Below are 15,705 nucleotides of genomic sequence, written 5' to 3' on the forward strand. Positions count from 1 at the left end.
TAAAATTATTTTTATATCATCTAATCCACATTGCTTTTCACGTCTTTATTTTCTGGATTTTTAAATTAAGAAATAACAATATCAATAACTTAAACAAATAATATTAAATTTCTAAAGCAATATTTTCTATTCAAAAGAGTACAAATCACAAAAAAAGTGTCCTCAAAGGATATGTTCGCTAATTATTCTAAATGGTAAAAACTTTTAATCTCTTAACAGTTTCATGTTGGATAACCACAATGATCACGGAAAGTCATCAAATTAAAGCAAGAAAAGTATATTTCGATTTTTCTGAGTCTTCTGTATGTTGGATGCCAGATGATCCACTCTGTTCACATATCGCCAATGGTATCAATATGCTTTTGCCTGCGGGCGAGTTTTGGTTCTGTCGAGTATTTAATAAAACCCTTCCACATATTAGCGATGAAAAATTAAAACAAGACGTTATTGGCTTTGTCCGTCAAGAAGCTGCACATGCACGCGCACATGAAAAAGTACAAGACTTTTTAAGAGAAAATGGCTATGACATACAAGAACCATTAAATCGTGCCCATCTTGTTTTCAACATTTTATTAGGTGACAAACCATTAGGAATTCCTTTTTTAAAAGGAAAAAAATTTGACGAATATTGGTTAATCTTTCGTGTAGGTGTTATTGCAGCGATCGAGCACTTTACAGGTACAATTGGGCAATGGACACTTGATAGCAAATCTTGGGATAAAGCAGATCCAGCTATGGCTGATTTATTCCGCTGGCATCTTGCGGAAGAAGTTGAACATCGTTGTGTCGCTTATGATTTGTTTGAGCATTTATTACAACAAAAGCTAGGTTTTTATGTTTCCAGACAAATCATTATGATGGGAATTTTTCCGCTTTTTATTTACTTCCTCGTTGATTTTGCTCGTAGTCTGGGCCAACAAGATACTGAACATCAACAAATCCAAAAATTAATGCGCCGTGGATTCTTTGCTTTTATTCGAGAGTTTGAAAAAACTGCAACCAAAACAGATCACCTACCGACCATTAAATACTTATGGAAAGCCACTCTACGTTGGACCTCTCCAAAGTTTAACCCAATTCATGAAGGCGATACTGAGCAGGCTTTAGCCTATATGTCACGTTCACCTGCTGTTCAGTATTTTGAGAAAACGGCGCTCAATTAGAGGGTCATCACATAATAAAAGTGACCATAAAGCTCGGAAGAAACATGGTTAATGCGAGTCCTATAACTCCTCCAAATTCAAAATAAAAAAGCACCTTAAGGTGCTTTTTTAAACGACTGATGCTTTCTCAATAAATCAACAAAAGTATAGTCGCTTACAGCTTTTGATTATTTCGCGTTTGGACGTACCATTTTTTCAGGTTGTACCACTTCATCAAACTGTTCAGCCGTGACAAAGCCAAGTTCTATCGCGACTTCTTTTAAAGTCTTATCTTCTTTATAAGCCGTTTTAGCAACTTTAGCAGCATTTTCATAACCAATCACAGGATTCAGTGCTGTTACCAGCATCAATGAATTATGTAAGAAGTAATCAATTTTTTCACGATTTGGCTCAATACCTACAGCACAGTGTTCGTCGAAGCTGTTACATGCATCGCCAAGCAATTGAATCGACTGAACAAGATTATATGCAATCACAGGCATATAAACATTCAGTTCAAAATTCCCCGCTGCACCTGCAAAGTTAATCGTGGTGTCATTCCCCATCACTTGCGCAACCACCATGGTCATTGCTTCACATTGGGTTGGGTTGACTTTACCAGGCATAATGCTTGAACCTGGTTCATTCTCAGGAATACGCAACTCGCCCAAACCACAACGTGGTCCACTTGCTAACCAACGTATATCATTGGCAATTTTATTTAAACTCGCAGCTAAGGTTTTCAATGAGCCTGAAGCAAATACAGCAGCATCACGACCAGCAAGTGCTTCAAACTTATTGGGATTACTGACAAATGGTAAACCCGTCAGTTTGGCTAATTCTTCCGCTGCTTTGTCTGCATATTCAGGATGCGCATTTAAACCTGTACCAACAGCGGTTCCACCAAGTGGTAACTCATATAGCCACACCAAAGCCTGTTGTAAACGTTTTAGTCCATGATCCAGCTGTGAAACATAGCCACTGAATTCCTGACCTAATGTAAGTGGTGTTGCATCCTGTAAATGAGTACGGCCAATCTTAACAATATCGTCAAACGCTTCAGATTTGCGATGTAAAGTGTCTCGTAAGCGTTTTACTGCTGGAATAAGCAACTCATTGATTTGTACCGCAGCAGCCACATGAATCGCTGTTGGAAATGAATCATTGGTAGATTGCGCACGATTGACATGATCATTCGGATGCACTGGTTTTTGCGAACCTAATGGATTACCTAATTTTTGATTGGCGATATTGGCGATGACTTCATTACAGTTCATATTACTTTGCGTACCTGAACCTGTTTGCCAAACCACCAAAGGAAATTGTGAATCCCATTTGCCTGAAATTACTTCATCGGCAGCATCGACAATATACTGTGACAGATCATGCGGAATTTGGTTTAAGCTGGCATTGGTTATTGCCGCTGCCTTTTTGACCAGCCCCATCGCTCGAATCATCGGGCGTGGCATATGTTCTGTACCAATTTTAAAGTTTTCTACGCTTCGCTGAGTTTGTGCGCCCCACATTGCTTCGCTTGGGACTTCAACATCGCCCATTGTGTCATGTTCAATACGTGTTTGCATTTTCAACCTCTTCTTTATCCATATCTTATTTTCAAGTTAAAGCTTGTTTTGACAACATGTGCGTAAAAACACCAGCTTCAGCGAAGCGATTATGCTAAACAAATCAACCAAACATGTAAATGATAATTATTTACAATAATCATCTATTTTGGATTTTTATCGATTGTTTAAGGTATTTTGATAAAAACGCCATTCATCTTCAATCATTTGTTTAAGCGAGCGTTGTGCTTTCCATTTTAAAACCTCAAAAGCTTTTTGGCTGGTAGATGCAACCTGATCCAATTCATCTAATTTATACACCGCATCAATTTGATGGATTTGACTCGCCGTAACCTCTTCGATCAAGTGGATCAAATTCTGTATCGAACTGACAGGACCTGCAATATCAAAACTTTGATAAACATTACCCTGCTCATGTAGCCAAAGAATAGTTGATTTAATTGCTTCACATACATCAAGTACATGCACAAAGCTACGCTCAGTCGTTTTATCCTCAGTCTCAGAATTACGTTGTACTTCAATTAGATCACGTTGTTGAGCTGCAACTTGTAAAGCCAAAGGGACAACATTTTTAGGTAGTGGTGCAACAAATTCACCCAAGATACCATGCTCAAATGCCCCGACAACATTTGAAACCCTTAAAATGGCAATTTTCCATTCTTCATCAGTTTTAAAGGTGTCTTTAATGATTTCTTCAATCATTTGCTGAGATTTTATATAAGGATTGGGATAACTATAATTAAATGCGGTTTGTTCATTCAGCTCTAAACTCGATTGCGCATAAACCATAAGACTAGAAAGATGTACCAAATTTCTGACACCGGTACGCTGCATCGCACGTAATAAACTCATAATACAACTGAGATTGTCATTATAATATTCAAGTGGTTTTAGGTTTGACTCTTCAATGGACTTAAAACCCGCACAATGCACAACGGTATCTATGGAATATTGTTCAAATACTTTATTTAAAGCGGGAGTATTACGAATATCAATTTTGACAAAAGGAATATACATTCCTGTAATAAATTCTAAGCGCTCTAAGCATTGCAGATTGGCATTGGCTAGATTATCCACAATGACGACCGCTTGCCCTTGAGCTAGCAAACTTAAAACCACATGCGAGCCTATAAAGCCTAAACCACCAGTCACTAAAATCATTGTATAGATACTCCTTTTAAAAATCAATTACTTGCATCATATCGGTGTTTATTTGGTGCGTTCATCAACTTATCCACAAGCCAGAAAAACTAAAACCAACTTAAATATCCTTGGCTTATTAACCTACAAGATCATTAATTAAATCTTACCGTCTTACAAATATAGTGTGTGTTGCAGTTCAGTTATGGTTAGAAATAGAAAATCCACATTTCATTCACTTTTACAATTTACCCTTTTCTATTAGAAAAATAGCCATAATCCACTGGTGTAATTTTTGTAATATTCCGCCATTTAATTCTAATCACAAATACCCATAAAAACAATTACTTATTAAATCAAAAAAGTTTGTACAAAGTAATATTTTGCACATAGCGTCATTTGTATAGTTATTTTCAAGGCTACGCGTTACGCGACACATAAGTTGTCATTGTGTCGCATAATTTATCATAGAAAAAGCCCATTCGACATGAGTGGGCTTTTTTAAGTATTCTCCGATCGCTCTTAAAAGATTTTCTTAGAGTGCATTATATTAATTTTAGAAAAATTAAAGAGCTTCAATAGTCAACACGACAACTTTTAGATTGTTAATCGTATGCAAGGAACTAAAAAATTATTTAGTGATAAAAAATGAAGACAAAAAAGTTTTTATTTCTTTTCCCACTCTGTTTGGCTGTTCCCAAGGCGTCCAGTGTCCACAATCTTCAAGTTCAATCACATGTGGATTAGGAATAATTTCTTTATATCGTTGTGCCATATGTTCACCAGAATTAGGATCATTTTTTCCATTGATGAGTAGCATAGGAATTTGACTGTTGATCAAGGCACCTACCAATCTATCTCGATGTTTAAATCTTTCAAAAATTGCACGATTCAATTGAACTAAACTTTTCTTTCCCTCATTGATATTTAATATTTGATACCATTGTTGTAAATCTAGATGGCTTGGCTGAGTCTTTTGATCAAACATATTTTTCATGTTTTTTGAGAAAACACGAAAAGATAAAAAGTTTGTAATGATATGCCCAACAAAAGAAGCCATAAGTTTTTGGATAAGGCGAGGACGATAAACTTCAGGAAATAAACTACCATTCATAAAAACAGATGATTTAATCTGAAATGATAAAAGCTTCTTCTGTTGCCTGTCGAGTAATTCCTGAATAATACCAACGCCTAAATCATGTCCTATCAAATGAATATTCTGTATCTGTAATTCTTCAAGCAAAGAAATACATTGATCCGCATGATCTTGGACAGAATATACATATCTATTGGGTTTATCTGAAAATCCTAACCCAAGTAAATCTATAGCAAGTAATTGGTAATCATCTTTTAAAGTATCCCAGATTTTTGCCCAATCAAATGAACTCGTGGGATAGCCATGAATGAAGAAAATGGTTTGGCTATCTGGTTTAGGTGAAAACTTATAGAAAATTTTATAATTCTTAAAAGCTGAGTAATTTCCTTGTTGCTCCCAAGTCTTTAATGTGTGGTTCATTAATTTTCCTTTTTCTGTTAGACTTACACTGTAAGGTAGATTATATGGGAACCACTTATATGTCAAATCAAACTCAGAATCAGAAAAAATCAAAAGTAAATTTGTCCAAAGATTTGATCATTCAAACTGCTTTAGGGATGATTGAAGAACTGGGAATTGATGGTTTCAGTTTGCGTAAACTTGCTCAAAAGCTAAGTTGTGAAGCGATGAGCATTTACTATCATATGAAGAATAAAGAACAAATTCTTGATCAAATTGTCGATTTTTTAATTTCAAAAATTATGTTTCAAGACCTAATAGAAGATCCAAAAGAACAATTAATTCATATAGCAAAACAATGGAGAGCATTAGCTAAGGAATATCCAAAATTTTTTCCGATCTTAGCTGTACATCCATTAGATACAAAGATTGGATATAACTTTATGAATAGTATTTTATTAATTTTTAAAAATGCAAAACTACCGGTAAAAGATGCTAGTTACTTTCTAAGAATTTTAAATTACTTCTTAATTGGAATGGGAATTGATGAAGCGAAAGGATATCAGCTTGCAAATCATAACCTAAAATTAGACGAATATCCTTTATTGGATGAAGCTAAATCATACTGGACAGAAAAAGATCAAGATAAAATTTTTGAGTTAGGTTTAAATATACTCTTAGCAAATATGTTACATATGAATTGAACGGGAAATGACAAAGGTTGAGTCGTATTACACTCATAATGAGATAGGCTGAGGCAGAGTATTTAATTATCATGCTAATGACAAGCTATGTGTTATTTTACGCCACGCCTCAATCAATTTTTCTGCATCAGCAGCGTGTCCATCAGCTTCTTTTGCCATTGTTCAATATTCTGTGATGCACTTTTCGAGTAGATCACTGTAGGCAACGGTGTATTCAACGATGGTTTCTTTGGATGCATTGGGCAAATGGCTGTTTGCAACTTTATACGAAAGTTTTATTATTGTTTTAGCGAAATTGTCATTACATCAAGTCATGTATTTAATAGTTTAAAACATATTTAAATACACTCTGATTTTTCATTTTTGATTGTTTTTTATTCCAAAATTATTCCTAAGAATAAAGCCCTTACTTAAGAGCCTTATTCTTCGCATCATTCAAAACACGACACTCACTTTATTTAGCGAAAGTATTAACAACCCATTAAAAAAAAGCCTGTTACCAGACTTAATGTTAGATTATTTCTTAAAGAAAATATCTGTAATGACTTAACAGAATTCATCTGTAAAGGTTTAATAATCTTTAAGAAATTTTATCAATCTTAAAAATTTTACCACTTAATGTACTTTGAAAAAACATTTCAAAGCTAGGTCGTATGTCTTCACCTTCAACTGTTATGTATTTTAAATTTGAAAAACATTGAGTATTCGCAAAATAATTATCTACTGTTGCTTGAATGAGATATTTAATTCCAAACTGATCTTTAACACTGATATTTTGTTTAAGCATTGCGATATCCTAATAAAATTATGGTAGAAATAATGGATCTACCTAAGTATCCAAAAACTATTGAGTTTTATTTAAATAACTCTATCATTTAATTTAAATAGTTGATTTATAGACGCATAGAAGGTACGTCCATCTAAATTTAAATCAACTTCGATTCCAGAGGAAAGCAGAACTCTTTTACCAACTTCAACTGTTTTAAAACCTTCACATGTACTTTGTATTTTATTTAGAGGAATTAAAGACACAAGAATTTCTGTACCATTTTTAGATTTTGCAATTAAATCATTTATTTTTAACAATTTACATCCTAAATTTAATCTTATCGACATTCATAAAATTACTAATAATAATTTTAAGAGAAAATAAAAAGCACTAATTAGTGCTTTTATTTAGTACTGCTTATTGTTGCTTATACAGCAATAATATTTACAGCATTTGGTCCTTTTTGACCTTGTGCAATACTGAATTTAACAGGTTGACCTTCAGCAAGGGTTTTGAAACCTGAGCTAGCGATTTCGCTAAAATGAGCAAAAACATCTGGACCTGATTCTGGTTGGATAAAACCGAAACCTTTAGCTTCGTTAAACCACTTAACAGTACCTTTCACAATATTTGAATTAGACATAATAAATCCTATTTTTTTAAAAATTTTAGCCAATTGATTGACTATCTGTAACATCGAAATAATAAAGAATGGAGCTTAAAATCTGAAAAAAACGAAGGATTATGACTAATACTGCGGTACTTAGAGAAGATTTACCAAACATGATTTTTTCTAGTTATGTTCATTGTATACCTAAAATTAAATTAATCAAGTTTTCTTATATATATATTTATTTTATTTATAAAAATCACTTATAAATTCTAATTTACAAGAAAAATTAATCTTAAAACTCATTAATAAACTTGACCTTACATCTATTTTTTGATTTTGAGAAATAATTCATTTCATTTAATAACATTCCTAGATATAAATTTAAGCAGAAAATATTATAATATAACATTTCCAAAATGAGTTCTTTATTACAAATCAATATATTAATAGAAATTTCTATGTTTTAATTTTGGTCTTATTTATATCAATTCTGACAACCAATGTAATTCATAATGATTTTTCTGATACTTTATTAACGGTAATAAACTGTTTTATAATTATAAAAATCTTACATATGTTATCAATTCAAGCCTTAAAAACAATTTTTTAAATATGTAATCCTTAATTCTTTAAAGTTATATAATTTCTACAATACTCTTTTCTAATTTCATCAGTATTCATAAATTGATAATCAAACTTTTCATATCTAATTCGGTGTAAATAATCATTCTTATTTTGTTTAATGTCAGCCAACAAAAAGTCATTGAACGATTGATTTCTTAATCTTGGGAATACACTAATTCTCATAATTATCTCCTTTAAAAAATTTAGCTTCAGTCCAAAAAACTTCTATACATTGGATCTTCCTCAATGAAGAAAATGTCATCTGTTCCAATTTGAGCCCATTGATAAGTACCAAAGATTCGGCTCAACTTTTGATTGAATGAATTATATACATTAATCAAGTTAGATCGCTCATCATATTCCCCTATGTATTGGACGATAGGATATTGATGAAACTCTTCAAACATTTTATGTACTGTAACTTTTTTCATGCTCATTTTATAACTCCTTATGAATCAAAGGGGTATAAACCCCTTTGATTACAAGATCATGCTTTTAAAAATATCATTTTGAGTTGGGAGCTTGTTGATGCTCTTTTGCATTATTATCTTGTTTAGGTTTAACACCAGCATTTTGCTGATCTTGATTACCTTGTTGCTGTTTTTGAGATTGATTACCTTTATCGCTATCAGGTTGCTTAGATGTTTGGTTATTTTGATCTGAACCTGGTTGATTTGTAGAATTAGACATAATAATTATCCTTTTTTTGTCATTAACATTAATGACAAGATCAGCATGTACCCTTATTTAAATAATAGATACAACTTATATGTATCGGCATATATTTAAATTTTTAAAAATCCCAACAATATTGTTTTATATAAAATTAATATTTTAATATTCACTTATATTAATATAAGATAAGTAGCTACAAGAAAAATATACCAACAACCTTGTAATATTTAAATCTTTAGCCAAATAAGAAACCCCTTATACAAAAACATCAATAAACTATTAATTTTAAAATGAAAAATTCATTATTTCATAACAATAAAATATTATACACATAAACGTTATTTTTAAGTTCATCGAAAAGTGCTATTAAATAGCTTAAGTTTAAACTTTACTTCTATTAAACACAGACCGAAAATTTAGCCTATTTAAAAAATAGGCAAGCATGTAGTATTGAATATATTGCATTTAATTATGATTAGTTAAATATTTAGTACTGTTGACTGTTCAAGCTTTCGGTAATTTAGTTATATCCATTCATTAAGGATTTTATCCATGTGCTCAAACTATAAAATTCCAAAAAAACAGCATTTGTTCAATTAGGAATAGAATTTAATGCATCGGATCATGATTTAAAGTCACACGTTTATCCACTATACCCTGCTCCCATTATTGTGAAAGAGTTTGATCTGGATTTTGGGAAATTTGGATTAATTCCCAAATGGGCTAAAGATACAAAGTTTGGGGCACATACCTACAATGCAAGAACTGAAACTGTAGCTGAAAAGCCTAGCTTTCGACATGCATGGATTTATAGTAAGTTTTGCCTTGTGCCAGTGCAAGAATTCTATGAACCCAAGTACATCGACGGTAAAAGCCATTGGTACGGAATTAAACGTGAGGATGGCCAACCATTCACCGTTGCTGCAATCTATGATGATGCAGTAATTGATGGAAAAAGAATAAGATCATTTTCAATGCTTACAATCAATTCTGACAACCATCCTTTCATGAAGCAATTTCACGCACCAAATGATGAAAAAAGATCGATCATAGTCATACCACAAGAATATAGGAACGATTGGCTAAACGTGGATCGTGAAAACGCACATGAATATTTCTTTGAAATGCGTGATGAGTTTGTCACTTTTCCGCGTGACCATTCATCTGAAGCAACAAAACAAAGTGACCTTTTTTAAGTTAAGACTGATTATCCACAGCTTTTAAATTTGAAATTTAAAACCATACAATCTAAAATCTTGAATGCGTAACTTATTCAAGTGATATTTTTTATGAATATTAAATCAAATTCAAGCTTCTCAAAAGCTAAACTTCAAAGGCTTAAAGATGCAAATCTAGATCACTTGAACGGTTCTAAAGTAATTGATATAAAAAAATATTCTTCAAAGTCTCGTCAAATTTCTGACATCTCTAAAATCTTGTCATTTCAAGCAATAACTAAAGCCTCAATCCCCTTAGTTTTAAACAAAATTGCTGCAGGTTTTCCATCACCCGCAGAAGATTATATTGATAAAACTGTTGATATGAATGATCTACTTATCTCAAACAAGGAAGCTACATTCATTGTTCAAGTTGAATCGCTTTCAATGAAAGACGTAGGCATAGATATAAATGACTATTTGATCGTTGATAGAAGCATACGCTCACAGCATCAAGACATTGTTATCGCATTCATTGATAATGATTTCACTGTAAAAAGAATGATGATTACACAGCGAATGTCTCATGATGAATTGTTTAATATTTTTCATAATGAAAATGATCTTAGAAATTTACCAGCTGTTTGGCTCAAACCTGAAAACATCGAATACAAACCAATTCTCCCCCGCAATGAGCAAGAATTAGTAATTTGGGGTGTTGTCACTAAAGTTATTAAGAACTTTAAATGAAACATGAAGAAAAGATATTTGCACTTATTGATATCAATAATTGCTATGTCTCGTGTGAACGGTTTTTTAATCCCAAGTTGAATAATGTTCCAGTCATCGTAGTCTCAAACAATGATGGTTGTGCAGTTGCCCGTAGTAATGAAGCAAAGGCAATGGGAATTAAAATGGGAGTTCCATTATTCCAAATTAAGGACGTAGTTCAAAAGAATCATGTTCAAGTGCTTTCAAGCAACTATGCGATATATGCTGAAATGTCACGTAGATTTCATTCGATACTTGCAGGTTATGTCGCACCACATGAACAAGAGATTTACAGCATAGATGAATGTTTTCTAGATCTGACAAGCTTTAAGAATAACTATGATCTTGTGGAGTATTGCCAGGGAATGCGCTCTCGAATTCAGGAATGGATCGGATTGCCGGTTTCTATTGGTATAGGAAGGTCAAAGACTGAAGCAAAAATCGCGAATCACATGGCCAAGAAAGGAAAGCGGTTTAATGGAGTTTGTGATTTAGCAAATATGGACCCAAAACATCGTGACTATTTTTGGTCGCTGGTTGAGGTGGGCGAAGTTTGGGGTGTAGGGAGAAAGCAGAATAAAAAGCTCAATGATATGGGGATTAAAACTGTTTTACATCTTTCGAAAACTAATCCACCCATAATGGGGAAAATGTTCACTGTCTGCATGCAGAGAACAGTATTAGAACTGCAAGGCATTTCATGTATGCCAATCGATGATCAGCCAAAGCCTAAACAGCAAATTGTGGCTAGTCGTTCATTTGGTGTGAAAATCACTGAGCTGCAGGACTTAAAAGAAGCAATGTCGAAGTATGTGCAAGATGCAGTTGGCCGTTTGAGAAAAGAAAAATTATTGTGTGGGGTGATTACAGCTTTTGTTCAATCGAATCCATTTGATGCATCAATGCCCTATTACAGCAAAGCACAGACTTATAAATTCGCTGAACCAACTGATTGTGTTCTTGATCTTGTTGAAGTTGCTTATTTACTATTGGAAAGAATTTATAAACCAGACATCAAATATAAGAAATGTGGTGTGTTTTATTCAGAGCTAATTCAAAAATCAAATCATATTCCCGACCTGCTTTCAGACCATGAGACAAGAATCCAGAATGAAAGCTTGATGCAGGCTTATGAAGATATTCAAACGAAATTCGGCAAAGCCAAGATCTCTGTAGGACCCTGCTACTTTAAAGATCGAAAGTGGTCAATGAGTCGAGATATGCTTTCCAAAAACTATTTCACTAAAAATGGATTAATTAAAGTTAAATAAATTTAAAGATATAAAATATACAGCAACAAAAATAGCCCTTACATTGAAGGGCTATTTTTTTGAGAATCTGTTAACGAGTTACTCGATCCCAAGCATCTTTTACTGCATGCTTTGCTTCTTCCCATTTTAAACGAGACTCTCTTTTGGTTTTTTCCCATTGCAGCTTAAGATCTGCTTCAACTTCTTCAAACTTTGTTTCATAAGGGTAATTGCTTCTAGAAGTGTACCCTAGCTGATAAGCATCACGATAATCACGATCGTAATCTACATTATCATATAAGTTAATCGTGTCTTTATAATAAGGGCGAGTGTTGTAAGTTTCACGCCAATAAACATCTTCATCAGTTGGATTTACAGCTTCAGAAATGCTTTTTCCAGCTAATCCTCCAACAACTGCACCTACTACTCCACCGACTGCAGCACCTACAGGTCCGCCAACAGCTCCAATAGCTGCACCACTTACTGCACCGCCTGCGGCTCCAACACCTGTCCCAATTGGGTGTGCTCCTGGCTCGCCGGAAATTGGATCGGCATTCAATTGGTCACGTTGTTCTTTACTGAGATTCTTAACTACTTCGTTATCTATATTAGAATTTGACATATTTAATCCTCTATTTTGATAAAAGTTATTAATTCAATTAATCAATCAACGATAATCATCCTAGATTAAATATTTTTATTTAATATTACTATTTGTTATAGTTTCAAGAAGGGTTTGTACAAAATAAAATTAACTAAATTAAAATAAACTCAGCTCAAAACCCCAGCCCTATTGAGTATTTCCGTTTTAGAAATTTTCTAAATAAAAAACATTAAATTACAATAGAACACATTAAAAAATCACGATTAACAATTAAAGAATAATTTACTAAAAAACATCAACTTATATAAATAAATTTAAAATAAACATTAAAACAAAGAATAAATCAAAAAACAAACAGAATCTCAATAAAGTTTTAAAATTATAATTAATTCACAAAAAATAAATGAATCAAACATGAAAATATTAATCAATTGAGAACAGAGTCACATTATTATTAATTTTATGTATTGATTCAAAAAATACATTTATAAATTAAATAAGTCTATAAATATTACATTAATAACTCAACAAAACTTAAAGCTTAAAAATACTTACATCACTAATTTTTAAATGTCTTAGACTGATATTTCAACTTGAACAATAGATGAGCAAACATTATGAGTAACGTTAATGTAAACGATATTAAAGAACATGCTTCAGTAATTGCTTCATGTGGTACACAGATCGGTAAGGTCGATCATCTTGAGGGACAAGATTCAATTAAATTGACTCGAAGTGATGATGAACATAATGAACATCATCTGATTCCATTAAGTTGGGTGAGTGAAATTAAAGATGGAAACGTAATTTTGAATAAAAATTCAGAAGAAGCAAGAAATGAGTGGCAAACATTATAGCTTTTACCTAAATTAATTTGCTATTTCAAGAATGCCAATCAATTTGATTGGCATTCCTGTCATCAAATGATCAATTTTCAAATCTGTCTTATCTATCTAACTAAATTTAAAAAAGTTTAAATCATTGATGAACTAAACTCGTTTTGTCTTTATCAATATATTTATCATATTCATGTTGATACTTTTTAGCTAAGCTTAGTTTTTCATCATCTTTTAAAATTTTGCCAGATTGTTGGAAAAATTTATGCTCTTCTTCATCTAAATGATGATGTACAAGCTTATGTAACTGATTTGCTATACGTAACCAACTCGGATTATTGAGTTATTTTTCAGTAAGTTGCTCAAGTAACTCATCTATTTCGTGATGCTCAGACAGAGCATGCCTTGTAATATTCAAACCTGCATCTGTCATCATAAGAGGTATGTAAAAATACCTGTCTTCAGCCACAGCATGTGCAAATAATTCATTTTTCAACAATGAGAAATAACGCTTTCTTTCTTCTGAATTGCCAGTAGTTTCAATTAACTTATCAGATAATTCTCTTTGCTTTTCATGACTAAATTTTAAGACATCAAATATGGTGAGTTGCTTACTATGGCTCATACTTTCATCCTATCGAAAAATTTATTTAGTATTCAATCTTATAGGATAGACTAGTATTTATTATTGAATTCTTGTTTCAATATTATTTTAATTGTAATTACCCTTTATATTACACAATCTATGAAATTTAAAGATTCTTAGCATTTAACCCAACCATTTCGCTGCGTTTTTATTCAAAATTAAAGAATGTATAATTATTTTGACCATTGGAGAGAATGGTCTATAACTAGAAATGATGTCCAGCATTGCCCACCTTGTGTGGGTTTTTTTACCTGATTTCAGGTATATGCTAAGCCTTCAATTATGCCTATATTTTATACCGATAGTTAAAATCTATCACAACTAATTAAAAGGATTCTAATATGGGTATCAAGGTTACAAACAATACAAATGAATCAATCTCTGCTTGTGTTAATCAGTGGGGAAATGATGGTGATACAGGATATTTCTCGATTGCTCCTGGTAAAAGTGAAAACTGGGATAGATCAGCAGAAAAGCCTTTTATTATGTTAATACAGAAAGGTGGGAATGTTACTGCATACTGTGTATCTAGTAAAAGTCAAATTATTGTTTCTACAAATGGTATAACAGATCAAGGTATTGAAAAAAATCCAATCCGTCCTTAAGTATAAATCATTTCACAGAGTGGTGAGTTCAGTTCTACCACTCTTTAAAAAAATGAATTTTATATACAGTGTACGAAAGTTTTATAATTGTTTTGCGAAATTCTCATTACATTTTTTTGAATTATTTTTATTTTTCATTCTGAAATTATTCATAATAATAAAGCTCTATTTAACAATCTTATTCTTCGCACCATTCAAAGCAATGCACTCATTGTATTTAGCAACTGCATTAATAATCCATAGCGTGATTTCTTTGCCCTGCCCTGATTCCAGTTTAAGAGTTTAGAGCAAATTTTTTCTGATATTGGTGAATGCTTAAGTCATCGATTGTATCAAGCAATACCTCTAGTTTTTTACAATTAGAAAGAATCTATAAGTAGGCTATTATTTTTAATATTTAATTTAATATTTGACAATTCGTTCCATAATACCTAGTATCCCTCATAAGTTCACTCCCACTCAGGTTCATCCATGAGTGATGACAAATCAAATTATCCAGGCCGTCCAAGACAGTTTGAAGATAAAGAAATCATTGATGCAGCTATAACCGTATTTAGTAGCAATGGCTATGCAGGTACTTCTGCACAGAATTTATGTGATGTTACTGGATTAGGGCGCGGAAGTTTATATAACGCCTTTGGTAGCAAACAAGCTTTATATGAACAAGCTTTGTTACGTAGCCATGAACAAACCATGGCGGCTCAATTATCCATTCTCACACAGTCAGGGCTGTTCAAAGAAAGATTACGATCCCTTTTACTTTGGGGCATTGCTGAGGATCTTTCACAATCAGAACAGCATGAAGCCATGGTCTTATTCTCTGCTTTAGAAATGGGTGATAAAGATCCGGTTGTCTCCAGCCTGAATCTAGAATATAGACAGCGCCTAGAAAGCTCTCTCCTCAAAGTATTTGTCGAAGGACAAGCCAATGGGGAATTCACTACGAAAGCCTCTGCCCTTGAAATGGCTCGAGGATTTTTAGCTGGCTACTACGGTTTACGTGTACTGAACAAAAATATTTCAGATAAAAGCTTTCTGAAAGATGTAGTTAATGGTCTCTTAGCTAATTTGTAATCACATACTTCGTGTTA

The 15,705-nt window shown here is 32.7% G+C and carries 16 protein-coding genes and 2 pseudogenes; 8 read left to right on the forward strand and 10 right to left on the reverse strand.

All coding sequences use genetic code 11. From position 1 onward, the window contains the following. The first annotated feature begins 239 nt into the window (after positions 1-239). Positions 240-1,163, forward strand: coding sequence for a metal-dependent hydrolase (locus AC07WY_RS02020; RefSeq protein ID WP_262086014.1), 924 nt, complete (start codon positions 240-242; stop codon positions 1,161-1,163). Positions 1,164-1,330: 167 nt separating this feature from the next. On the opposite strand, the gene fumC is transcribed toward AC07WY_RS02020, so the two are convergent. The 3 genes from fumC to AC07WY_RS02035 all read right to left on the reverse strand — a co-directional run bounded on the left by fumC (position 1,331) and on the right by AC07WY_RS02035 (position 5,381). Next, positions 1,331-2,725 carry a class II fumarate hydratase gene (gene fumC, locus AC07WY_RS02025; RefSeq protein ID WP_419334317.1) on the reverse strand — a complete coding sequence of 465 codons (1,395 nt, stop codon included), beginning with the start codon at positions 2,723-2,725 and terminating at the stop codon, positions 1,331-1,333. A 156-nt stretch (positions 2,726-2,881) separates the two neighbouring features. Then, a complete protein-coding gene (locus AC07WY_RS02030) occupies positions 2,882-3,886 on the reverse strand; it encodes an SDR family NAD(P)-dependent oxidoreductase (protein WP_419334314.1) in 1,005 nt (334 codons plus the stop codon). A 610-nt stretch (positions 3,887-4,496) separates the two neighbouring features. Further along, entirely contained in the window at positions 4,497-5,381 is an 885-nt protein-coding gene (locus AC07WY_RS02035) for an alpha/beta fold hydrolase (protein ID WP_494735608.1), read from the reverse strand. Positions 5,382-5,440: 59 nt separating this feature from the next. Here AC07WY_RS02035 and AC07WY_RS02040 point away from each other — a divergent pair, with 59 nt between their 5' ends. After that, positions 5,441-6,064 carry a TetR/AcrR family transcriptional regulator gene (locus tag AC07WY_RS02040; RefSeq protein ID WP_327858668.1) on the forward strand — a complete coding sequence of 208 codons (624 nt, stop codon included), beginning with the start codon at positions 5,441-5,443 and terminating at the stop codon, positions 6,062-6,064. A 580-nt stretch (positions 6,065-6,644) separates the two neighbouring features. On the opposite strand, the gene AC07WY_RS02045 is transcribed toward AC07WY_RS02040, so the two are convergent. From AC07WY_RS02045 to AC07WY_RS02065, 5 genes are all read right to left on the reverse strand, one after another. After that, positions 6,645-6,851 (reverse strand): hypothetical protein, encoded by a 207-nt coding sequence (locus AC07WY_RS02045; protein ID WP_004823271.1) that lies wholly within the window; start codon positions 6,849-6,851, stop codon positions 6,645-6,647. Between the two features lie 71 nt (positions 6,852-6,922). Then, positions 6,923-7,150, reverse strand: coding sequence for a hypothetical protein (locus AC07WY_RS02050; protein WP_494735609.1), 228 nt, complete (start codon positions 7,148-7,150; stop codon positions 6,923-6,925). 110 nt (positions 7,151-7,260) lie between these two features. Beyond that, the gene (locus AC07WY_RS02055) at positions 7,261-7,476 is read right to left on the reverse strand and encodes a cold-shock protein (protein ID WP_494735610.1); all 216 of its coding nucleotides are present in this window, start codon (positions 7,474-7,476) and stop codon (positions 7,261-7,263) included. A gap of 803 nt (positions 7,477-8,279) precedes the next feature. Further along, the gene (locus tag AC07WY_RS02060) at positions 8,280-8,507 is read right to left on the reverse strand and encodes a hypothetical protein (protein WP_004720139.1); all 228 of its coding nucleotides are present in this window, start codon (positions 8,505-8,507) and stop codon (positions 8,280-8,282) included. Between the two features lie 67 nt (positions 8,508-8,574). Beyond that, the gene (locus tag AC07WY_RS02065) at positions 8,575-8,760 is read right to left on the reverse strand and encodes a hypothetical protein (protein WP_004720137.1); all 186 of its coding nucleotides are present in this window, start codon (positions 8,758-8,760) and stop codon (positions 8,575-8,577) included. Positions 8,761-9,297: 537 nt separating this feature from the next. Between AC07WY_RS02065 and AC07WY_RS02070 the strand changes: the two are divergent. From AC07WY_RS02070 to AC07WY_RS02080, 3 genes and pseudogenes are all read left to right on the forward strand, one after another. Continuing rightward, positions 9,298-9,941: pseudogene (locus AC07WY_RS02070) on the forward strand (SOS response-associated peptidase). Positions 9,942-10,034: 93 nt separating this feature from the next. Then, complete coding sequence (locus AC07WY_RS02075; protein ID WP_494735611.1) at positions 10,035-10,652, forward strand: LexA family protein; 618 nt, start codon at positions 10,035-10,037, stop codon at positions 10,650-10,652. After that, on the forward strand, positions 10,649-11,944 hold the full coding sequence (locus AC07WY_RS02080) for a Y-family DNA polymerase (RefSeq protein ID WP_494735612.1): 1,296 nt from the start codon (positions 10,649-10,651) through the stop codon (positions 11,942-11,944). Before AC07WY_RS02075 ends, AC07WY_RS02080 begins: the two co-directional genes overlap by 4 nt. Before the next feature lie 70 nt (positions 11,945-12,014). On the opposite strand, the gene AC07WY_RS02085 is transcribed toward AC07WY_RS02080, so the two are convergent. Then, the gene (locus AC07WY_RS02085; protein ID WP_004720129.1) at positions 12,015-12,545 is read right to left on the reverse strand and encodes a hypothetical protein; all 531 of its coding nucleotides are present in this window, start codon (positions 12,543-12,545) and stop codon (positions 12,015-12,017) included. Positions 12,546-13,144: 599 nt separating this feature from the next. On the opposite strand from AC07WY_RS02085, the gene AC07WY_RS02090 reads away from it, so the two are divergent. Next, positions 13,145-13,384 carry a DUF2171 domain-containing protein gene (locus tag AC07WY_RS02090; RefSeq protein WP_004720127.1) on the forward strand — a complete coding sequence of 80 codons (240 nt, stop codon included), beginning with the start codon at positions 13,145-13,147 and terminating at the stop codon, positions 13,382-13,384. Positions 13,385-13,505: 121 nt separating this feature from the next. On the opposite strand, the pseudogene AC07WY_RS02095 reads toward AC07WY_RS02090, so the two are convergent. Continuing rightward, positions 13,506-13,988: pseudogene (locus AC07WY_RS02095) on the reverse strand (hemerythrin domain-containing protein). Between the two features lie 362 nt (positions 13,989-14,350). Between AC07WY_RS02095 and AC07WY_RS02100 the strand changes: the two are divergent. Beyond that, positions 14,351-14,614, forward strand: a complete 264-nt coding sequence (locus tag AC07WY_RS02100) for a hypothetical protein (protein ID WP_034617890.1) — start codon at positions 14,351-14,353, stop codon at positions 14,612-14,614. Between the two features lie 471 nt (positions 14,615-15,085). Continuing rightward, positions 15,086-15,688, forward strand: a complete 603-nt coding sequence (locus AC07WY_RS02105) for a TetR/AcrR family transcriptional regulator (RefSeq protein ID WP_494735613.1) — start codon at positions 15,086-15,088, stop codon at positions 15,686-15,688. Positions 15,689-15,705: the final 17 nt, after the last annotated feature.

This window comes from Acinetobacter sp. GW821-FHT01C12 (genome assembly GCF_059422625.1).